This window comes from Imhoffiella purpurea, from assembly GCF_000585215.1.
In the GTDB taxonomy this organism is placed as follows: Bacteria; Pseudomonadota; Gammaproteobacteria; order Chromatiales; family Chromatiaceae; genus Imhoffiella; species Imhoffiella purpurea.
The window spans coordinates 1-20,991 of record NZ_AONC01000079.1 but is presented as its reverse complement, the minus strand read 5'-3'; the positions used below and the strand labels follow the sequence as shown (position 1 = coordinate 20,991).

Genomic DNA, 20,991 nt, shown 5'->3' with positions numbered 1-20,991 from the left:
CGCGCTCATAGACGGTAGAGGCATCCGATGGCCGCGTCGGCATCTCCGCGCCAACGCTCCACCTTGTCGGCCTCGATCGATCCGTTTGGGGCGTAACGCATGCGTACGTCCCAGAGCTGCATGAAATTCTCCCGTTCGAGCAGGGTGCGCAACGGACCGGCCATGCGTCCCGAGATGGACTGGAGCGCGAGAACCCGAAGCCCGGGGAAATGAGCCCAGATCGCGGGATCATCGGTCATGACGCCGGCTTCTCGCATGAGGTGCTTGATCGCGCATTCAGCCGCGAATCCGAAATGGTATCCGGCGGCATCGAGGCGACGATTGTCCATCAGGAGCTTGCCATCCTGGTAATGACGCGTGGCGGATTGCTCGAGATGGACATCGTAGGCCATGTTTCGTCGCTCCTGTTACCGCGAAACGGTCGGTCTGTCGGTTGGGTCGAGGTACGAGGCCCAACATGAGTCAGCATGTCGGGCCTCCTCGCGTCGGCCCAACCTACCGCTCGTTTCTTGCTTCGGAGGTGTCTTCCATGAGCCTTGGTGTCGCGCCCCTTTACAGCGCCGCGATCTTCTCACGCTGGGCGCGCAGGTTGTCGATCGCCGCGGCGTGCTGGGCGAGCTTGTCGCGCTCTTTCCGGACCACGGCCTCGGGCGCCTTGTCGACGAAGCTGGGGTTCTCCAGCTTCTTCTCGGTGCGGGCGATGTCGTCGGTCAGACGGGCGATCTCCTTGTCGAGCCGCTTGAGTTCGGCCTCCTTGTCGATGAGTCCGGCCATGGGGATGAGCAGCTTCATGCCACCGACCAGGGCGATGGCCGACTCGGGGGCCTCGGATTCGTCGTCGAGGACGGTGATGGACTCGGTGCGGGCCAGGAAGTCGAGATAGGGTCGGGCGGTCTCGAGCCAGATCCGGTCCTGATCGGAGGCATTGGCCACCAGGACGGGCAGGGGCTTGCCGGGGGCGATGTTCATCTCGCCCTTGATGCGGCGAATGCCCAGGATGCACTGCTTGACCCAGTCGATCTCGGCGACGGCCTGCGGATCCGCCGATTCGGGGTCCGTTTTCGGGAAGGGGGCGAGCATGATGGTGTCCCCTTCGGCGCCGGCGAGGGGCCTGACCTTCTGCCAGATCTCCTCGGTGATGAATGGCATGATGGGGTGTGCCAGACGCAGCAGGCCCTCGAGCGTCCGTACCAGCGTGCGGCGGGTGCCGCGCTTGGCCGCGTCGCTGGCGCTGTCGCCGGTGAGCACCGGCTTCGAGAGCTCCAGGTACCAGTCGCAGAACTCGTTCCAGGTGAACTCGTAGATGGCCTGGGCCGCGAGGTCGAAGCGATAGGTCTCGATGGACTCGGTCACCGTGTCCGTGGTGGCGTCGAGGCGCGCGCGGATCCAGCGGTCGGCGGCGCTTAGTTCGATCGGCTCCGACCCCAGTCCGCAGTCCTGGTCCTGGGTGTTCATGAGGACGTAGCGCGAGGCGTTCCACAGCTTGTTGCAGAAGTTGCGGTAGCCCTCGGTCCGCCCGAGGTCGAACTTGACGTCGCGTCCGGTCGAGGCGAGCGCGGCGAAGGTGAAGCGCAGGGCGTCGGTGCCGAAGCCGGGGATGCCGTCGGGGAACTCCTTGCGCGTGGCCCTGGTGATCTTGTCCGCGAGGTGCGGCTGCATCATGCCCTCGGTGCGCTTCTTGACCAGCGACTCCAGGTCGATGCCGTCGATCAGATCGATGGGGTCGAGGACATTGCCCTTGGACTTGGACATCTTGTCGCCGTGGGTGTCGCGCACCAGGCCGTGGATGTAGACCTCGCGGAAGGGGACCTCGCCCATGAACTTGAGGCCCATCATGATCATGCGGGCGACCCAGAAGAAGATGATGTCGAAGCCGGTGACCAGGACCGAGGTCGGATAGAAGGTCTTCAGACGCTCGGTCTCCTCGGGCCAGCCCAGGGTACTGAAGGGCCAGAGTGCCGAGCTGAACCAGGTGTCCAGCACGTCGTCGTCCTGACGCAGCGCGACCTCGGGTCCGAAGCCGTGCCTCTCGCGCACCTCGGCCTCGGAGCGGGCGACGTAGACGTTGCCCTCGCTGTCGTACCAGGCAGGGATGCGGTGTCCCCACCAGATCTGGCGGCTGATGCACCAGTCCTGGATGTTGCGCATCCACTCGAAGTAGGTGTTCTTCCAGTTGTCCGGAACGAAGCGGATGTCGCCCTTCTCGACCGCCTCGATGGCGGGATCGGCGAGCGGCTGCACCCGGACGTACCATTGGTCGGTCAGATAGGGCTCGATGACGGCGTGGGAGCGGTCGCCGCGCGGCTGCTGGAGTTTGTGGTCCTTGACGTTGGCGAGCAGACCGAGTTCTTCGAGGTCGGCGAGGATGCGCTTGCGCGCGGCGTAGCGGTCCAGACCGATATAGGCGGCCGGGATGAGCTGACCCTCTTCAGGCTCGTTGTCGCGGATGGCGGCATCCGGGGTGAAGATGTTGATGAGTCCGCCGTGCGGCTGGTCGGCGATCGCGGTCTCGTCGCGATGGCGCAGCCACACCTGATGGTCGTTGAAGTCGTGCGCCGGGGTGATCTTGACGCAGCCGGTGCCGAGCTCGGGATCGGCGTGCTCGTCGGCGACGATGGGGATGCGCCGCCCGGTCAGCGGCAGCTCGACGAACTCGCCGATCAGGTGGCTGTAGCGCGCGTCCTCGGGATTCACCGCCACCGCGCAGTCGCCGAGCATGGTCTCGGGACGGGTGGTGGAGACCACCATGTAGAGCGGCTCCTTGGCGCCCTCGGGCTGGACCAGGGGATAGCGCAGATCCCACATGTGGCCGTTCTCCTCCTCGGAGAGCACCTCCAGGTCTGACACGGCGGTGTGCAGCACCGGGTCCCAGTTCACCAGCCGCTTGCCGCGATAGATGAGCCCTTCCTCGTAGAGCCGCACGAAGACCTCGCGCACCGCCTCCGAGAGTCCATTGTCCATGGTGAAGCGCTCGTGCTCCCAGTCGAGCGAGGAGCCCATGCGCCGCAGCTGGCGGGTGATGGTGCCGCCGGACTCGGCCTTCCATTCCCAGACCCGCTCCAGGAACTTCTCGCGCCCGTAGTCGTGGCGCGTCTTGCCCTCGGCGTCGATGAGTCGCTCGACCACCATCTGGGTCGCGATGCCGGCATGATCCGAGCCGGCCTGCCACAATGTGGACTCGCCATTCATCCGGTGATAGCGGACGAGTGCGTCCATGATGGTGTCCTGGAAGGCATGACCCATGTGCAGGCTGCCGGTGACGTTCGGCGGCGGGATCATGATGCAATAGGATCCGTCCCCTTCGGTCTGCGAGGGGACGAAATAGCCCTGTTCTTCCCAGAAGCGGTACCAGTTCTTTTCCAGGGTCTGTGGGTCGTAGTTCTTGTCCAGCATGGTGCTCGGGCTCGTGGTCAGGCGCATGAGAAAACAACCGAGTATAACCGAAGGGTCAGCCAGGGAAATGCCATCATGATTCCGGCCTTGCCTCGGGGCCCGAGATGACGTACGAAGGGTGCCGGAGTGGATATCCGCCGATCGGCCTCAATCATGAGGGGCAGCAATAAAGAGGCCGATTGAAGGGTACGGTCCGGCGTCAGGTTTGCCAGAATAGCCTGCGTTCGATCCTCCGTTGCGCCCTGAGGGAGTCGTAGGGGACCGTCCATGGTCTATGTCGATTCGGAACAGGAAGAGTGAGGTTTCCCGGTTCCTCCGTTTTCAGCGGCTTGCGGCCGTCGAAGGCGGCGATGCATCCCGCATCGCGCAGGGGGTCTCGTTTCCCCGTCAACCACAACGATGAGAGAGGCTTAGCTCGAAATATGGACAGCACCAAGCAATACGTCTTTGCGTTCGAGGAAGGGGATGGTAAGAACAAGAAGCTGCTGGGGGGCAAAGGGGCCAATCTGTGCGAGATGACGCAGATCGGTCTGAATGTGCCTCCCGGATTCGTGATCTCGACCGAGGCATGTCTGGAATATCTGGACACCAGCGAGCACGCCCTGCCCGCCGGCCTGATCGACGACGTTCATGCGCAGATGCGTGCCCTGGAGGAGAAGACCGGCAAGGGATTCGGCGATCCGGAAAATCCGTTGCTGGTCTCTGTGCGCTCGGGCTCGGCCATGTCCATGCCCGGGATGATGGATACCATCCTCAACCTGGGCCTGAACGCCGAGACCCTGCAGGGCGTGATCGCCGCCACCGGCGATGCGCGCTTCGGCTACGACGCCTACCGCCGCTTCATCCAGCTCTTCGGCAAGGTCGCGCTGAGCGTGTCCGACGAGGCGTTCGACAAGGAGTTCGAGGCGATCAAGGAGGCGGCCCACGCCAAGCAGGACGTCGACCTCTCCGCCAACGATCTCAAAGAGGTCAGCGAGCGTTTCCTCAAGGTGGTCGAGGAGGCGACCGGGCACCCCTTCCCCTCGGATCCCTACAAGCAGCTGGAGATCGCCATCAAGGCGGTCTTCAACTCCTGGATGGGCCGTCGCGCGGTCGACTACCGCAAGCAGTTCCACATCACCCCGGAGATGGCCGACGGCACCGCGGTCAATGTGGTGACCATGGTCTTCGGCAACCGCGGTGACGACTCGGCTACGGGCGTGGCCTTCACCCGCAACCCCGCGACCGGTGAGAACAAGCTCTATGGCGAATATCTGATCAACGCCCAGGGCGAGGACGTGGTCGCCGGTATCCGCACGCCTAAGCCGATCGATCGGCTCAAGGTCGAGATGCCGGACCTGGCGGTCCAGCTCGACGAGCTGCGCGACAAGCTCGAGAGCCACTATCGCGAGGTGCAGGACTTCGAGTTCACCATCGAGCGCGGCCAGCTCTATTGTCTGCAGACCCGCAACGGCAAGATGAACACCGTGGCCATGGTGCGCTCCTCGGTCGAGATGGAGGCCGAGGGGCTCATCTCCAAGGAAGAGGCCCTGCTGCGCATCCAGCCGGACTCGCTCGAGCAGATGCTCTTCCCGCGTCTGGACCCGACGGTCAAGGCCGAGGCGGTCGCCCAGGGTCTGCCGGCGTCGCCGGGCGCGGCCTCGGGCATCGCGGTCTTCGACGCGGATCGTGCCGAGCAGTTCGGCAAGGAGCTGGGGCGCAAGGTCATCCTGGTGCGCGAGGAGACCAAGCCCGAGGACATCCACGGCTTCTTCGCCTCCGAGGGCATCCTCACCTCGCGCGGCGGCAAGACCTCGCACGCTGCCGTGGTGGCGCGCGGCATGGGCAAGCCCTGCGTCGCCGGCGCCGAGGGCATCAGCGTCGACGTCAACCGGCGCGAGGCGCGGGTCGGCATCACCAGCTTCAAGGAAGGCGACGTCATCACCATCGACGGCACCTCGGGCAAGGTCTATCTGGGCGCCATCCCGACCGTCGAGCCGGACTTCACCTCGGAGCTGAATACACTGCTCGGCTGGGCCGACGAGGCGGCCAAGCTCAAGGTCATGGCCAACGCGGACACGCCCAACGATGCCCGCAAGGCCCGCCGCTACGGCGCGGTCGGCATCGGTCTGGCGCGTACCGAGCGCATGTTCAACGACGTCGAGCGGCTGCCTATCGTCATCGAGATGATCGTCGCCGAGACCCCGGAGCAGCGCCAGGAGGCACTGGACAAGCTGCTGCCGCTGCAGCGCAACGACTTCCGCGATCTCTTCGAGGTGATGTCGCCGAACCCGGTCACCATCCGTCTGCTCGACCCGCCGATCCACGAGTTCCTGCCCGACGAGCACGTGCTCGAGCGCGAGCTGTCCGAGCTGCGCGTCCTGGCGCAGAGCGCGCGCGGGGTCAGCGTCCTGGCTGGTGCCATGGGTCTGCTGCACGCCTCGGAGAGCCTGAGGCACGAGGTGGACACGGCCCGGCGCATGGTCGATCCGGCCGTGGTCGAGGAGGCGATCGCCAAGAAGGAGGCCATGCTCCGCAAGGTGCGGGCGCTCTACGAGACCAACCCCATGCTGGGGCATCGCGGCGTGCGGCTCGGCATGACCTTCCCCGAGATCTATCAGATGCAGGTGCGTGCCATCCTCGAGGCGGCGGCCGAGTGCGTGAAGGCGGGCATCGAGGTGCATCCCCAGATCAAGGTGCCCCAGGTCTGTACCGCGCAGGAGCTGCGCAAGGTGAAGGCCTTCGTCGACAGCATCCATGCCGAGGTCGCCGAGCGTTACGGAAAGCCGGTGGCGTTCAAGTTCGGCACCATGATCGAGGTGGTGCGGGCCTGCATGCGGGCCGAGTCGCTGGCGGAGGAGGCGGAGTTCTTCTCCTTCGGGACCAACGACCTGACCCAGGCGGCCTTCTCCTTCTCGCGCGAGGATGCCGAGAACAAGTTCCTGCCGCTCTACAACCAGTCGGGGATCCTGCAGGACAACCCCTTCGAGGTGCTGGACGTCAAAGGCGTCGGCAAGCTGATGCGTCTCGCGGTCGAGTGGGGACGCGAGGTCAAGCCCAACCTGCATGTCGGCATCTGCGGCGAGCACGGCGGCCATCCTGCGTCCATCGCCTTCTGTCACACGGCCGGGCTCGACTACGTCAGCTGCTCCGGACCGCGCGTGCCCGTGGCGCGCCTGGCCGCGGCCCATGCCGCTCTGAAGGCCGATTGATCCAGCTGATCGGCACGGATGTCGCGGGAGGCGCCGAGTGACGGTGTTTCCCGGATGCGCCATGGATGGCGGTTCGTCGGAATTCTCCCGACTCCCTCGTCTCCCGCAATAGGCCGCTCGGCTCGATCCGGAGCCATAGTGGAGTGCGGTAAGTCGGACTCCCTTCCTCTCGACACCTTCGGCAGACCCTTTGTTCGAAGCGTTTTCGTTTCGTGTTTTCTGGCGTCTTCATTCGGCCGAGCCGCCGGTTCCGAACGGGCGTTTCCGGGATGCTTGGTCGTCAGTCGAGTACTTGTTCCTCGGTGCTCGAACCCCATCTGCTTCGAGCTGAAACGAGGCGTTTATTCTGGCCCCGCTGTTCGACGCATTCTGGACCCATTCGCCAGGGTCGGTTAGTATCTATAGAAAATATTTAGCGAAATCTTGAATTGCGGACGAAAGGCCCTGCGCTGTCAGCCGATCGGTCCAGCCATCTCTCTCGTGTCTTGCGTCGTTCACCCTGTTTGCGGCGCGGCCCGAATCGGCGATTCGGGTCCTTGAGGCCGCGCGACCTCGATGCCTCGTCCGTCGAGTGCATGCGAGCTTTGCATCGATGATTGGCCGTTCATCCGAGCTCCGGTTTTACACCGATCGGTTGCCGTGGAACGCTTCGCCCGACCAGCTCTTCGCCCCACTCCAAGCAGGAGAAGCAGTCATGTGCGGTTTTTGCGGTGAGATCCGCTTCGACGACAACCCGGTCGACCTGGGCGCCCTGAGCGCCATGAACGCGTCCATGACGCCACGCGGACCGGATGGTCACGGCATCTGGCAGCAGGGGGGCATCGCACTGGCGCATCGGCGTCTCTCGATCATCGACCTCAGCAACCATGCTGCCCAGCCGATGGTCGACAGCGAGCTGGGGCTCTCCGTCGCCTTCAACGGCTGCATCTACAACTACAAGGAACTGCGTGTCGAGCTCGAGGGACGGGGCTACCGCTTCTTCTCCCACGGCGATACCGAGGTGGTGCTCAAGGCCTTCCATGCCTGGGGCTCCAGCTGTGTCGACCGTTTCCACGGCATGTTCGCCTTTGCCGTCGCCGAGCGCGACAGCGGCCGTCTGACCCTGGTCCGCGACCGGCTCGGCATCAAGCCCCTCTACTGCGCCGAGGTGTCCGGCGGACTGCGCTTCGCCTCGACCCTCCCGGCCCTGCTGGCGGGCGGTGGGGTCTCGACCGACATCGACCCGGTCGCGCTCCATCACTACATGCACTTCCATGCCGTGGTGCCGGCTCCGCACACCATCCTGTCCGGGGTGCGCAAGCTGCCGCCGGCGACCATCCGCACCATCGAGCCCAATGGCCGCCGGAGCGATCGGCTCTATTGGGATCCGCGCTTCGCGACCGGCTCCGATGAGAAGAATCTCTCCTACGAGGACTGGCAGGAACGTGTCCTGGACGCGCTGCGCACCGCGGTGAAGCGGCGTCTGGTCGCCGACGTGGACGTCGGCGTGCTGCTCTCGGGCGGTCTGGACTCCAGCCTCATCGTCGGGCTTCTTGCAGAGCAGGGTCAGAGCGGATTGAACACCTTTTCGGTGGGGTTCGAGACCGTGGGCGAGGAGGTCGGCGACGAGTTCCAGTATTCCGACATCATCGCGGCGCACTACGGCACGCGTCACCACAAGATCCGGGTCGACTCGGCCTCGCGTCTGCTGCCCGAGCTGCCCAACTGCGTGCGCGCCATGGCCGAGCCCATGGTGAGCCACGACGTCATCGGCTTCTATCTGCTGTCCGAGGAGGTCTCCAGGCACGTCAAGGTGGTCCAGAGCGGTCAGGGCGCCGACGAGGTCTTCGCCGGCTATCACTGGTATCCGCCCATGGTCGGCAGTCAGGATCCGGCGGGCGACTATGCCCGCGCCTTCTGCGACCGTTCCCACGAGGAATTTCTGCGCGCGGTCGATCCGCGTTTCCACGGCGCCGATCACAGCCGTGCCTTCATCGCCGAGCAGTTCGCCCGCGCCGGGGCCGAGGCGCCGGTCGACAAGGCGCTGCGCCTGGATCAGGGCGTCATGCTGGTCGACGATCCGGTCAAGCGCGTGGACAACATGACCATGGCCTGGGGGCTGGAGGCGCGGGTGCCCTTCCTGGATCACAAGCTGGTCGAGCTGGCCGCGCGCATCCCGGATCGCTTCAAGCTCTGCGACGATGGCAAGGGCGTCCTCAAGGCGATCGGCCGGCGCATAATCCCGAGCGAGGTCATCGATCGGCCCAAGGGCTATTTCCCCGTCCCGGCACTGAAATACCTGCGTGGTAAGGTGCTGGAGACCGTCACGGATCTGGTCCATTCGTCCCGCGCCCGCGAGCGCGGACTCTTCCAGCCGGCCTATGTCGACGAGCTGCTGGCCGCGCCGGACGATCACATCACGCCGCTGCGGGGCTCCAAGCTGTGGCAGGTCGCGCTCCTCGAGATGTGGCTGCAGGAGCACGGGGTCTGAGGCCTGAGGGTTATCCGATCAATGCGAGCGACACAGGACAGGCGATCATGATTATGAAAGACCGCATCCATCACCGTCTCGAACGGAGCAGCGCGCCCTCGGTCAAGAACTGGGACCGGAAGCCGCGACCGGACCAGGAGACGGGTCATGCGGCGACGGTGGATTGCGGCTGGGGCAGGCTGCTCTTCGGTCAGACCTTCTCCGACCCCATGAGCCTGGCCACGGCCCTGCAGGACGAGCGTCCGGGCAAGCGCGACGTCGCGCTCTACCTCAACGATCCGCACGTGGTGCTCTCCTATGCGCCTCAGGATCTCTTTCTCGATCCGTCGCACACCTTCCGGCTCTGGTTCGAGCGCTATCAGTCCTGTCAGCGCCGGCCCAAGGGCTTCCATATCCGCCTGCTCAACAGCCATGACGATGCCGAGGCCATCCAGCGTCTCTACATCAGCCGGCGGATGGTGCCGCCCGGCGCCGACTTCATCTGGTCGCAGCGGACATCGAAGGTGCTGACCTACTGGGTGGCCGAGGACGAGCAGGACGGGAGCCTGCTCGGCGTGGTCAATGGAGTCGATCATGCGGCGGCCTTCGGCGATCCCGAGAACGGCGCCAGCCTCTGGGCGCTGGCGGTCGACGCCCAGGCGACCTATCCCGGGATCGGCGAGTCGCTGGTGCGCCAGGTGATCGAGTTCTTCCTCGCGCGCGGCCGTTCCTTCCTGGACCTTTCGGTCATGCACGACAATACCAACGCGATCCGGCTCTACCAGAAGCTCGGCTTCGAGCGGATCCCGGCATTCGCCCTCAAGAACAAGAACGCCTTCAACGAACCGCTCTTCATGGGGCGCCAGCCGGAGGGCGATCTCAACCCCTATGCCAGCATCATCGTCAACGAGGCGCGTCGGCGCGGGATCGGCATCGAGGTGATCGACGCCCCGGCCGGCTATTTCGCCTTGGTGCTCGGCGGGCGTCGGATCGTCTGTCGCGAGAGTCTGACCGAATTGACCAGCGCGGTCGCCATGAGTCGCTGCGACGACAAGTCGGTGACCCATCGTCTGCTCCGGCGTGCCGGCCTGAGGGTGCCCGAGCAGGCCCGTTTCGAGGCGCTCGATCAGGCGGAAGCCTTTCTCTCCAAGCTCACACGTCTGGTGGTCAAGCCGGCCCGAGGCGAGCAAGGTGCCGGCATCAGTGTCGACGTTCGCGATCCCGAGACGCTGGAGGAGGCGATCGCCGCGGCCAAGCGGATCTGCGATACCGTCATCCTGGAGGAGTTCGTCGAGGGTGACGATCTGCGCGTCGTGGTGATCGATTTCCAGGTCGTGGCGGCCGCCATCCGGCGCCCGGCCCATGTCGTGGGCACGGGTCAGCACAGCATCCACGACCTCATCCAGGCCCAGAGCCGGCGCCGACGGGCGGCGACCGGCGGCGAGAGCTCGATCCCCCTGGACAGCGAGACCGAGCGCTGCGTCAAGCAGGCGGGCTACGAGATGAGCGACGTGTTGCCCGAGGGCGAACAGCTGCAGGTGCGCAAGACGGCCAATCTGCACACCGGCGGCACCATTCACGACGTGACCGACGCGCTGCATCCGCGTCTCGTCGAGGCGGCCGTCGCCGCGGCACGGGCGATCGACATCCCGGTGACCGGCCTGGATTTCATCGTCCCTTCGGTCGGCGGCCCGGAGTATGTCATCATCGAGGCCAACGAGCGGCCCGGGTTGGCCAACCACGAGCCGCAGCCGACGGCGGAGCGCTTCGTCGATCTGCTCTTTCCACTCACTGCCGCCCGTGAGGACGACGCGTGAAGCTACCCCACATCGACTCCGAATATCTGGTCGACATCCTGCTCCGGCTGTTGTTCACCCCGAGCCCGTCGGGCTATACCGATCGGGTCGTGCACCTGGTGAGCGAGGAGCTGGAGCGTCTGAGCGTTCCCTTCGAGCTGACCCGACGGGGCGCCATTCGCGCGACCCTGAAGGGCCGGGTCTCGGAGCCGGACCGGGCCGTGGTGGCCCACATCGACACGCTCGGCGCCATGGTCAAGTCGCTCAAGGAGAACGGTCGGCTCGAACTGGTGCCGGTCGGGCATTGGAACGCACGCTTCGCCGAGGGCGCACGCGCCACCCTGTTCACCGATCACTGTCAGTGGCGCGGCACCATCCTGCCGCTCAAGGCCTCAGGCCATACCTTCGCCCCGGAGATCGACAATCAGCCCGGCGGCTGGGAGCACGTCGAGCTTCGCATCGATGCCAAGGTGCGCACGCTCGAGGATCTGCTGCGTCTCGGCGTCCATGTGGGCGATTTCATCGCCATCGACACCGCGCCCGAGATCACGGATACAGGCTTCATCAACTCGCGCCATCTCGACGACAAGGCCGGTGCCGCCGTGCTCCTCGCCGCGATCGAATCGGTCCATCGCGAGGGGCTCGACCTGCCGGTCGACTGTCACCCCCTGTTCACCATCTCGGAGGAGGTGGGTTCGGGCGCCTCGGCCGCGCTGCATCAGGACGTCGCCGAGATGCTCACCATCGACAACGGCACCACGGCGCCGGGACAGAACTCGAGCGAATTCGGGGTCACCATCGCCATGGCCGACCAGAGCGGCCCCTTCGATTACCACCTGACCCACCGCATCATCCAGCTGTGTCAGGAATTCGCCATCCCGCACCAGCGCGACGTCTTCAAATACTACCGTTCGGACAGCGCGGCCGCGCTGGAGGCGGGCAACGACGTGCGTACCGCCCTGGTGACCTTCGGCGTCGACGCCTCGCACGGCTACGAGCGCATCCATCTGGACGCGCTCGAATCCCTGGCGCGACTGGTCGGGATCTACATGCAGGGGCCTCCGCTCTACAGCCGCGACCGCTACGGCATCGGACCGCGCGCCGGCTTCCCGACCCAGCCGGGCTGATTCGCGCCGGTTCGGCGCCGGACCCGCTGGGTGTTCGGGGCTGGATCAGGCGCTCAACTTCTCGTTGAGGAAGGGCTTGATCAGGTCGAGGATGTCGCGGTGGACCCGCAGGTTGCCCGCGACCAGATTGCCCGTCTCCAGGAAGCGCTCGCCGCCGCTCAGGTCGGTGACCGTACCGCCCGCTTCCTTCACCAGCAGTGCGCCCGCGGCGCAGTCCCAGGGCGAGAGCCCGATCTCCCAGAATCCGTCGGTGCGTCCGGCCGCGGCATAGGCCAGATCGAGCGCGGCCGAGCCCGGACGACGCAGTCCGGCGGTGATCTGGGTCATGGCCTTGAACATGCCGAGATAGGCGTCGATGTAGCGCTGATCGCGGAAGGGGAAGCCGGTGCCGACGAGCGCTCCGTCGAGCGTCTGGCGGCTGCTGACCCGGATCTTGCGGTCGTTGAGCTGGGCGCCCTGGCCGCGCGCGGCGGTGAACATCTCCTCGCGCAGCGGGTCGTAGACCACCCCGCATTCGAGCTGGCCCTTGTATTTGAGCGCGATGGAGACCGAGTACTGTGGAAAGCCGTGGAGATAGTTGGTGGTTCCGTCCAGCGGGTCGATGATCCACTGATAGTCGCCGCTGCCCTGCTCGCCGCTCTCCTCGGCCAGGATGGCGTGGTTGGGGAAGCGTCCGCGCAATTCCTGGATGATGGCGGCCTCCGCGGCGCGGTCGACGTCGCTGACGAAGTCGTGGCGGCTCTTGGATTCGAAGCGGATCTGGTCGACGCGGTCGGAGAAGCGAAGCAGCAGCTTGCCGGCACTGCGGGCGGCGCGGATGGCGATGTTGAGACTTGGATGCATGTCGTGAAGGATATCCGGGGCGGCCGCTGTATCATGGTTCGACGATACAGCGATAATCTTGATGAACTGATCCCCCATGATAGACCAAATGACCGACTCGCTCGCGCGAATCCGCTTCGTGCTGGTCGAAACGACCCATGCCGGCAACATCGGGGCCGTCGCCAGGGCGATGAAGACCATGGGTCTTTCGCGCATGGAGCTGGTGGCGCCCAAGGCCAGACCGGATGCCGAGGCCATGGCCCGAGCCTCGGGCGCCGACGATCTGCTCGAGGGCGCCGGAATCCACGAGAATCTGGTCGATGCGCTGGCCGGCTGCCGCCTGGTGATCGGTGCGAGCGCGCGTCTGCGCAGCATCGAATGGCCGGTGCTGGAGCCCCTCGAGTGTGCCCACCGTCTGCTGGATGAGTCCGCCGAGGGCGAGGTCGCACTGGTCTTCGGGCGCGAGAGCTCCGGTCTCACGAACGAGGAACTGGCCCGCTGTCATTATCTGGTCCATATCCCGACCAATCCCGATTTCAGCTCGCTGAACATCGCCGCCGCCGCCCAGGTGCTGGCCTACGAGGTCCGCCGCGGGTTTCTGGAGACCGGAGGGCGGACCGCTGCGGCTTCGTCCGACGAAGCGCGCCGGGATCTGGCCACGGCCGACGAGATGGAGGGGCTCTACGGGCATCTGCGCGAGACGCTGATCCAGATCGGTTTCAGCGATCCGGATCAGTCGCGGACCCTGATGAAACGTTTGAGGCGTCTGTTCAACCGGGCGCGTCCCGACCGTATCGAGCTCAATATCCTGCGTGGCATCCTGAGCGCGGCCCAGGGCCGTAAGACGGCCGGCCGTTTCAAACGGCAGGAGTCTCAGGCCGAAGATTCCTCCCAATCCCCATCCACCCAACACGAGTGAGGTCCATGTTCGCCCGACTGAAGGAAGATATTCGCTGCGTCTTCGATCGCGACCCGGCGGCCCGAAACGGCTTCGAGGTGCTGACCACTTATCCCGGCCTGCATGCGGTGATGGCGCATCGTCTGGCGCACTGGCTGTGGCATCGGGACTCCAAGTGGCTGGCGCGGGTGCTGTCGAACGTGGCGCGCCTCCTGACCGGCATCGAGATCCATCCCGGCGCCGTTATCGGGCGGCGCTTCTTCATCGATCACGGGATGGGCGTGGTGATCGGCGAGACCGCGGTGATCGGCGACGACTGCACCCTCTACCATGGCGTGACCCTGGGCGGAACCAGCTGGCAGAAGGGCAAGCGCCATCCGACGCTCGGGCACGACGTGGTGGTGGGAGCGGGAGCCAAGGTGCTGGGGCCGATCGAGATCGGCGACGGTGCCCGGATCGGCTCCAACGCGGTGGTGGTCAAGTCCGTTCCGTCGGGGGCGACCGCGGTGGGCGTGCCGGGGCGCATCATCGAGCCGGTCGGCGATGCGCGGGCGCAGCGTCGCGCCGATACCGCCAAGCGCATCGGCTTCGACGCCTATGGCGCTACCCGCGATGCGCCCGATCCGGTCGCCAACGCCATCAACCGCATGCTCGATCATATCCATCAGATGGATCGGCGCATGGAGGCCATGTCGCTGACGCTGGAATCGCATGGCATCATGACGCGCTTCGAGCATGACGGCGATCTCGACTCCATGACCATCGAGCCGGCGACCGAGCCCGACGCAGCCGATTCGGACGACCCCAAGGGGCGTGGGGCTTAATTGATCGTTCTGGTCGGGTAACGTATCATTCCATGCTGCAAAACGAGGCTGGAGGAAGCTGCACGTGAGATTGACGACCAAGGGCCGCTATGCCGTGACCGCCATGCTGGATCTGGCCATTCATCAGGGTCAGGGTCCCATCGCGCTCGCCGATATCGCGCAACGGCAGGGAATCTCTCTGTCCTATCTGGAACAGCTGTTCGCCAAGCTGCGCAAGCGCGCCCTGGTGACCAGCGTCCGGGGGCCGGGGGGCGGCTACAATCTCGCGCGTGCCGCCGCCGACATCCATGTCGCCGAGGTCATCTCGGCGGTGGACGAGAGCGTCGATACCACCCGTTGCGGCGGTGCCCACAACTGCCAGGACAACGGCCCCTGTCTCACCCACGATCTCTGGAACGATCTGAGCGATCTCATCTACGAGCATCTGAACAAGATCGATCTCCAGCAGCTGGTCGATCGCCGCGACGCCTCCGGTCAGCGTCCCCCGACGAGCTGCGCCGCCGTCGACGTCAAGCTCGACGTGCAGCGCGTCGTCGCCAACGTCTGAATCCGCCGATGGCATCCGCGGGTGCTCCGATGCAGATAGGCACTTGCCTTCGCCGCCAATCCGGCTAGCATGGGGGGATGAGGCCAGTCTTGGGTCGTCTCGATTGCAGCCGGGTGAGGGTCCCGTCCATTCCCTTCGTAGTGTTGAATTCCGCCAAGAATTATTTCGAGCTGTTCGACCTGCCGATGAGCTTCGCGATCGACGCGAGCCTGTTGGCGGAGCGCTATCGCGCCCTGCTTCGCAGCGCCCAGCGCATCTGCTATGGTGTCGACAACGATGTGGATTCGGCTGGGAACGTGCAGGCGCTGAACCAGGTCGAGGAGGCCTACCGGACACTGACCGATCCGCTCGCCAGGGCGGAGTATCTCTTCAGTCTCTATCCCGAGGGCGGCTCGGCCGATTCCGGTCGGGCCGAGATTCCCGGCAGCCAGGGGGCCTCCCTGATGGAGCGGATGGAGCTGCAGGAGATCCTCGCCGAGGCGACGAACCGCTCCGATCCCGCGACCGCGGTGGCCGAGGTGCTGACCCAGCTGGCCGAGCGCTGCGCCGCGCTCGACAAGGAGCTGCATGCCCTCTTGGCCGATCCCTGTCCGTCCAACCTGCAGGCCGCGCGCGAGATCGTGCGCCAGCTCCAGTTCCTGGGTCGCTGTCGGCGCGACGCCGAGTACCGGAGGATGGAGCTGGGCATTCGCGACTGAATGCGGACGCCCAGCCGGAAGGCCGCCGATCCCCCGGCGGCCTCCGCGTCTCAGCATTGTTCCCAGGGAAGCCCATGGAAGCGCCATCCGCCGGTGCTGCTGCGATGATGCTGCTCGTCGAGATCGCCCTCGAAACCCTCCTCGACATGGTAGACGGTCTTGAAGCCCTCGTTGATCAGGGCCTTGCCGGCCTCGAGCGACCGTTTGCCGCTGCGGCAGATGAGGATGACCGGGGCGCAGCCGGTATCCTGGTCGCAGACGGCGCCTCCCAATAGGAGTTTGCGGATCTCGGTGACGAAGTGCGGGTTGACGACCCAGTCGGGCTCGTCGATCCAGGGGATGTGGACCGAGCCCTTGGGGTGGCCGACGAAGAGATATTCCATGGAGGAACGGATGTCCACCAGGACCGCCTGCGGATGGCCTTCGAGCAGCTCGATGGCCTCTTGGGGGCTGAGTCCTTTGGGTTGATCGTCTTGCATATGGGGTCTTCCTCCATATTCGATGGGTCTGCGATGGTGGTGGTGTGCCGCAGTCGTCCCGGGCGGGCCGGTCCCTGTCCCGCCGAGGGGATGCCGCGATCTCTCGGAGCCTCGGGCTCGTTTTATGAATTCGCCTAATTGTGGGCGGTTGGTTCGAATTTCACCGGCGGCCTCCACGGGCATGTCGGGTTGCCTCCGCCCCGACGGGGCGGGTGGATGGCGTTTGCGAGGAGAATCGAGTGACGAAATCGTCTCTGCCGAAACAGCCCGCGCCGAAGCGACCGGCGAAGGATCGCCGTGCCTTGGGACTGGTCTTGAAGGATGGTCTGGCGCATCTGGTGGTACACCTGATCTCACGTCTGCCCTTGTCGATGAATCATCGGCTGGGTGCTGCTGTCGGAGCCCTGGTGGCGCGCTGGCCGAACCGGCAGCGCCGCAATGCATTGCTGAACATCGCACTCTGTCTGCCGCATCTGTCCGAGCGCGAGCAGATCCGGCTGCGCGACCGCAACCTCAGGGAGTTCGGCAAGACCTATGCGGAGATCGGCTATCTCTGGCTGCGTCCGGTCGAGCAGGTCCTGGGTCTGATCAAGGAGGTGAGAGGCGGCGAATGGCTGCGGCGCGAGAATGGCAAGGGGCTGATCGTGCTCTCCCCCCATATCGGTGCCTGGGAGCTGGCCGGACTCTATCTGGCCGCTCAGGGGCCCACGGCCATCTTCTACAAGCCTCAGCGCTATCTCGACGACCTGATTCGCGACTCGCGGGCACGGACCGGCGGCGAGCTCGCGCCCATCACGCCCAAGGGCATTCGGGTGCTGATCCAGGCGCTGGAACGCGGCGAGTTCGTCGGCATCCTGCCCGACCAGGAGCCCAAGGCCGACAAGGGGGCCGTCTTCGCGCCATTCTTCGGCGAGCCGGCATTCACCATGCTGCTGGTCAACCGTCTGGCCAAACGCACGGGTGCCCCGGTCGTCTTCCTGTTCGCCGAGCGGCTTCGAGACGTCTGCGGATTCAGGCTGCATTGCATCCCGGCCCCGGAGGGCATCGCGAGCGACGACGATGCGATCGCCGCGCGCGCGCTCAACGAAGGCATCGAGCGCTGCGTCCTGACCTGTCCCGAGCAGTATCTCTGGCCCTACAAAAGGTTCCGTCGGCGCCCCGAGGGTTCGCTCAAGATCTATACGGGTCCCCTCGACGACGCGCATGCCTTGCGCCATGTCGGCCGTCTGCGCGAGGGCTGACGGAAGGCGGGCCGGGCATCGCATCGATTCCGGCGTCCCCCACTGCGGGTCGCCGGAATCGACCTCGACACGTCCTTAGGAGATGGTATCCGAGGCGCTGCTGGATTCTCCCTTGTTGTCGGTCCAGGCGATCTCGATCGGATCCCCGGACGCCCCGCCCTTGAACTTGAAGGAGAGGTAGGGATTCTTGGAGACGCCGCCGCTCCAGGACGCGGTCATCACGACCTGGTCCTTGTGCTTGCAGACGACCTCCTGAATGAAGTGGGCGGGCACCAGTTCGCCGGTTTTGCTGTCCTTGCGCAGTCCGGTCTCCATGGGATGGCTCATGAGGCATTTGACGGTGGTTTCGTCACCGCTCAGCTTCGCGCGAATCTTGATGTCTGGCATCGGTTGCATTCCTCCAATATCGGCTTTTTATTCGGTATAGGCGTGGCCGCCGGCGATCAGCCGCCGCATCCGCCGATGGTGACCTTGACGTTCTTGGCGTTCTTGTAGAGTGTGCCGCCCGCCTTGACGACGGCGACCACGTCCGCGGTCTTGGCCATCTTGATGCGGGTGGCGACGAATGGAATCGAGGCAGGGGTCAGGTCGAAGGAGGCGATCAGGGGCGTCTGGTTCTCGGAGGCGATGATGGCGATCGAGGTGACGTCCTCCAGATCCGTTTCGACGGTGACGGGGACCACGGCGCCGTTCTCGGCGATGTCCGGTGCCTTGATCTTGATCCGCTCGCTGACCTCGGCGCCGTCGGCTCCCATCAGGTTGTCCAGAGCGCTCGGGATGTCCTTGGCGCGGAAGGCGGCCTCGTTCCATTCCGCGAGCACCTGTCCGGGTGCGAGCAGTCCGGTGCCGGCCGCGACGCCGACCGAGCCGGCCGCGAGTGAGCCTTTCAGCAGGATTCTACGTTTCGCATCGATCATGCAGGAATCTCCTGTCGAGCATCAGTGGTGAAATGAAGGGTGCGAGCCTTCGTTCGTTGCGTCCTGACTCGCCAAAGGACGGTCTTGCCGTGATGAGTTCGAACCGGTCGGCGCGATGGCGCGACACCGTGACATCGACGGTTTCCGGGTGAGCGTCGGTCGGATGCGCCGGGCATGGCCCAGTCCTGAGCCGGGCGACCCTCGCAGGTCTCGAAGGCGCCGGCATGGTGGCTGAGGCGTCGGCCGATCTTCGGCCCGGGTCTACCGGCGGTTTTGGCCTCCTTTGTCCTGGCGCTTCTGATCGCGCTCTTCTTCTTTCCAGGCGTCGAGTCTCGCCTGGATCTGGGCTGCGTCGTGATAGGGAATATCGCGTCCGCGCAATGCAATCTCAAGTTGTCGGATGGCGGGTTCGAGATCGCCCTCGGCATAGAGCTTTTCGGCGCGGAAACGGTGGGTCGCGGCGCGGTTGCCCGCCTTCATGGCCGCCCGCTCCAGCATCTCGTAGAGGAAGGCGTTGCCCGGGCGCAGTCTGGCGACCGCCATGAGCTCGTCCATCGCCTTGTTCGGCCTGCCAGCGTCCAGCAGGGCCTCGGCATAGGCGACCCTCAGCGGCCACTGGTCCGATGACAGACTGACGGCTTGGCGCAGGTGCTCCACGGCCTGATTGGCCTTGCCCAGTTTGCGGTCGAGACGCGCGTCCAGAATGACGAATTCCATCTGACTCGGCTGGGCCGAGAGCAGCTTGGCCGTCATCTCCTTGGCCCGTGAGAGCTGGCCGGCACGTTCCAGCGCCAGGGCGTAGCCGTAGCGCTCGGCCGTCTCGCTGCGCAGCCGGCCCTCGCGCAGCGTGTCGCGGAAATGGGCCACCGAGAGTTCGGCGCGCGAATAGGAACGCTGGCGCAGATTGGCGCGCGTCAGCTGGAAGCGCAGGCTGTCCGGGCGCTGTCGGGCACCATGATCGTCGGCGCGGCCCAGGGCGTCGGCGATGCGGTTGCTGTTGACCGGGTGGGTGCGCAGGAATTCGGGGGCATTGTTTTCGTAGAGCCGACTGGATTTGCTCAACTTTTCGAAGAAGCCGGGCATGGCATAGGGGTCGAAGCCCGCGTTCGCGAGGGTGGCGATGCCTAGGCGGTCGGCCTCCTTTTCGTTGTCGCGGGTGAAGTTGATCTGGCTCTGCAGCGCGGCGGCCTGAACGCCGACGATGGCGGCGGCTCCGGCGTCGGCCGAGACCTGTGCGCCCAGGATGGCCGCCGCGACCAGCAATGCCATGGCCGGGACCGTCATCTTGCTCTGGGCCTCGATGCCGCGCATCAGGTGGCGCTGGGTGACGTGGGCGATCTCGTGGGCCATGACCGCGGCCAGTTCGCTCTCGGTCTCGGCGGCCAGGACGAGCCCGGCGAAGACGCCGATATAGCCGCCGGGTCCGGCGAAGGCGTTGATCACCGGCTCGTCGATCAGGAAGAAGGTGAAATTCCCCGAGGCCTCCGGGTCGGCGGCCACCAGGGTCTGTCCGAGGCTCTCGATGTAGCTGGTCAGGGTCGGGTCGTCGACCACCTTCAGGGATTCGCGCACGCTGCGCATGAAGGCCTTGCCGAGTCGCTGCTCGGCCCCGGTCGACATGACCGCGTCCGCGGAGCTGCCCATGTCGGGCAGACGGTATGCCTGGGCGGGTGGGGATGCGAGCCCGACGGCGGCGAGGGCGCCGGCGGCGAATAGGAGTCTTCGGATTCGGGGGCGCGGTTTGGTCGTCATGATTCCTAGCTCAGAGGGCACCTCGTCCGCTGAGTTCCCATCGCGAAGGTAACGCCGGACCGAGGGTGCCTCAATATGCTCGATGGCGCGTGGAGAGAGGATGAAAACACAATGAAGCCGGCATTGACCACCGGTGGAGGAGCCGGGACGGCCGAACGGGTCCGAGTTTGTCCGCTGTGCGTTCGAGGCTGGATCGGCGGGGTCAGTTGAGCTGGATCCGCTGTCCCCAGGGCACGGCGGTACGGCCCTTCACCAGCCAGATGACCGGATAGGGCGGCTCGCGCTCGGGGAAGACCCCGTTGGCGTCGGTGAAATAGACAAGGAGGTCGGGGGATCGGTCCTGTGCGGCGAGCCACTCGAAGACCGGCAGGAAGCTGGTTCCTCCGCCCCCGCCGATCCGGACCGGTTTCCGGAACGGGTCCCAGGGCTCGAACCGGAAGGGCGCGTCCGGGGAGAGCCGCGCATCGCAGGGCAGCAGTGTGACTCGGGCGCTGACCTGCCCCTTGATGGCGTCGATCTCGGCGATGAAGTCGTCGAGCTCGGCATCGCGGATCGAGCCCGAGGTATCGATCGCCACGGCCAGATCCATCTGATGGCTGTGCAGTCGCGGCAGGATGAAGTCGCCCTCGCGGCGCGAGGGGCGGTGATAGTCGTAGTCGTCCCGGGCGTGGGAGGTGAGATAGCGCGCCAGCAGCATGCGCCAGGGCAGCTGGGGCTGGAGCAGGTGTTCGATCGTGCGGGCCAGTTCGCCCCCGAGCTTGCCGGCCTGCAGCGCCTGCTGGGCGGCCCCGGCGAGGCGTTGCCGCCATTGCACCGCGAGCGTTTCGCGCTCGCTCGCCGAGAGCGGCCGCGGCCCG

At 65.6% G+C, this 20,991-nt stretch carries 17 protein-coding genes; 9 read left to right on the top strand and 8 right to left on the bottom strand.

What is annotated here, in order from left to right:
* Positions 1–5 precede the first annotated feature (5 nt).
* Together D779_RS19735 and D779_RS19730 are read right to left on the bottom strand one after the other, a co-directional pair.
* A complete protein-coding gene (locus D779_RS19735) occupies positions 6–392 on the bottom strand; it encodes a hypothetical protein (RefSeq protein WP_043757757.1) in 387 nt (128 codons plus the stop codon).
* A 160-nt stretch (positions 393–552) separates the two neighbouring features.
* Positions 553–3,393 (bottom strand): valine--tRNA ligase, encoded by a 2,841-nt coding sequence (locus tag D779_RS19730; RefSeq protein WP_043757801.1) that lies wholly within the window; start codon positions 3,391–3,393, stop codon positions 553–555.
* Positions 3,394–3,815: 422 nt separating this feature from the next.
* Here D779_RS19730 and ppdK point away from each other — a divergent pair, with 422 nt between their 5' ends.
* The 4 genes from ppdK to D779_RS19710 all read left to right on the top strand — a co-directional run bounded on the left by ppdK (position 3,816) and on the right by D779_RS19710 (position 11,956).
* Positions 3,816–6,584, top strand: coding sequence for a pyruvate, phosphate dikinase (gene ppdK / locus D779_RS19725; protein ID WP_043757755.1), 2,769 nt, complete (start codon positions 3,816–3,818; stop codon positions 6,582–6,584).
* 694 nt (positions 6,585–7,278) lie between these two features.
* Positions 7,279–9,054 (top strand): N-acetylglutaminylglutamine amidotransferase, encoded by a 1,776-nt coding sequence (locus D779_RS19720; RefSeq protein WP_043757753.1) that lies wholly within the window; start codon positions 7,279–7,281, stop codon positions 9,052–9,054.
* Between the two features lie 47 nt (positions 9,055–9,101).
* On the top strand, positions 9,102–10,850 hold the full coding sequence (ngg, locus tag D779_RS19715) for an N-acetylglutaminylglutamine synthetase (protein WP_043757750.1): 1,749 nt from the start codon (positions 9,102–9,104) through the stop codon (positions 10,848–10,850).
* Positions 10,847–11,956, top strand: coding sequence for an osmoprotectant NAGGN system M42 family peptidase (locus D779_RS19710; RefSeq protein WP_043757747.1), 1,110 nt, complete (start codon positions 10,847–10,849; stop codon positions 11,954–11,956). Before ngg ends, D779_RS19710 begins: the two co-directional genes overlap by 4 nt.
* Positions 11,957–12,001: 45 nt before the next feature.
* Here D779_RS19710 and D779_RS19705 read toward each other — a convergent pair whose 3' ends face one another.
* Complete coding sequence (locus D779_RS19705) at positions 12,002–12,799, bottom strand: inositol monophosphatase family protein (RefSeq protein WP_043757744.1); 798 nt, start codon at positions 12,797–12,799, stop codon at positions 12,002–12,004.
* A gap of 88 nt (positions 12,800–12,887) precedes the next feature.
* On the opposite strand from D779_RS19705, the gene trmJ reads away from it, so the two are divergent.
* The 4 genes from trmJ (at position 12,888) to D779_RS21350 (ending at position 15,745) form a co-directional block, all read left to right on the top strand.
* Positions 12,888–13,697, top strand: a complete 810-nt coding sequence (gene trmJ, locus D779_RS19700) for a tRNA (cytosine(32)/uridine(32)-2'-O)-methyltransferase TrmJ (protein ID WP_052348306.1) — start codon at positions 12,888–12,890, stop codon at positions 13,695–13,697.
* 5 nt (positions 13,698–13,702) lie between these two features.
* The gene (gene cysE, locus D779_RS19695) at positions 13,703–14,500 is read left to right on the top strand and encodes a serine O-acetyltransferase (protein ID WP_043757741.1); all 798 of its coding nucleotides are present in this window, start codon (positions 13,703–13,705) and stop codon (positions 14,498–14,500) included.
* Positions 14,501–14,564: 64 nt separating this feature from the next.
* Entirely contained in the window at positions 14,565–15,047 is a 483-nt protein-coding gene (iscR, locus tag D779_RS19690) for a Fe-S cluster assembly transcriptional regulator IscR (protein ID WP_043757738.1), read from the top strand.
* Positions 15,048–15,187: 140 nt separating this feature from the next.
* Complete coding sequence (locus D779_RS21350; protein WP_232424251.1) at positions 15,188–15,745, top strand: iron-sulfur cluster co-chaperone HscB C-terminal domain-containing protein; 558 nt, start codon at positions 15,188–15,190, stop codon at positions 15,743–15,745.
* A gap of 50 nt (positions 15,746–15,795) precedes the next feature.
* Here the strand turns inward: D779_RS21350 and D779_RS19680 are convergent, their stop codons facing one another.
* On the bottom strand, positions 15,796–16,224 hold the full coding sequence (locus D779_RS19680) for a rhodanese-like domain-containing protein (RefSeq protein WP_043757735.1): 429 nt from the start codon (positions 16,222–16,224) through the stop codon (positions 15,796–15,798).
* A gap of 239 nt (positions 16,225–16,463) precedes the next feature.
* Here D779_RS19680 and D779_RS19675 point away from each other — a divergent pair, with 239 nt between their 5' ends.
* A complete protein-coding gene (locus tag D779_RS19675; RefSeq protein WP_232424250.1) occupies positions 16,464–17,465 on the top strand; it encodes a lysophospholipid acyltransferase family protein in 1,002 nt (333 codons plus the stop codon).
* 75 nt (positions 17,466–17,540) lie between these two features.
* Here D779_RS19675 and soxZ read toward each other — a convergent pair whose 3' ends face one another.
* From soxZ to D779_RS19655, 4 genes are all read right to left on the bottom strand, one after another.
* A complete protein-coding gene (gene soxZ, locus D779_RS19670; protein ID WP_043757732.1) occupies positions 17,541–17,852 on the bottom strand; it encodes a thiosulfate oxidation carrier complex protein SoxZ in 312 nt (103 codons plus the stop codon).
* Between the two features lie 56 nt (positions 17,853–17,908).
* A complete protein-coding gene (soxY, locus tag D779_RS19665) occupies positions 17,909–18,382 on the bottom strand; it encodes a thiosulfate oxidation carrier protein SoxY (protein WP_043757729.1) in 474 nt (157 codons plus the stop codon).
* Positions 18,383–18,643: 261 nt separating this feature from the next.
* A complete protein-coding gene (locus D779_RS19660; protein ID WP_043757725.1) occupies positions 18,644–20,134 on the bottom strand; it encodes a beta-barrel assembly-enhancing protease in 1,491 nt (496 codons plus the stop codon).
* Between the two features lie 202 nt (positions 20,135–20,336).
* Positions 20,337–20,991 (bottom strand): vWA domain-containing protein (locus D779_RS19655; RefSeq protein WP_043757720.1); only part of this gene is annotated, 655 nt, incomplete at its 5' end.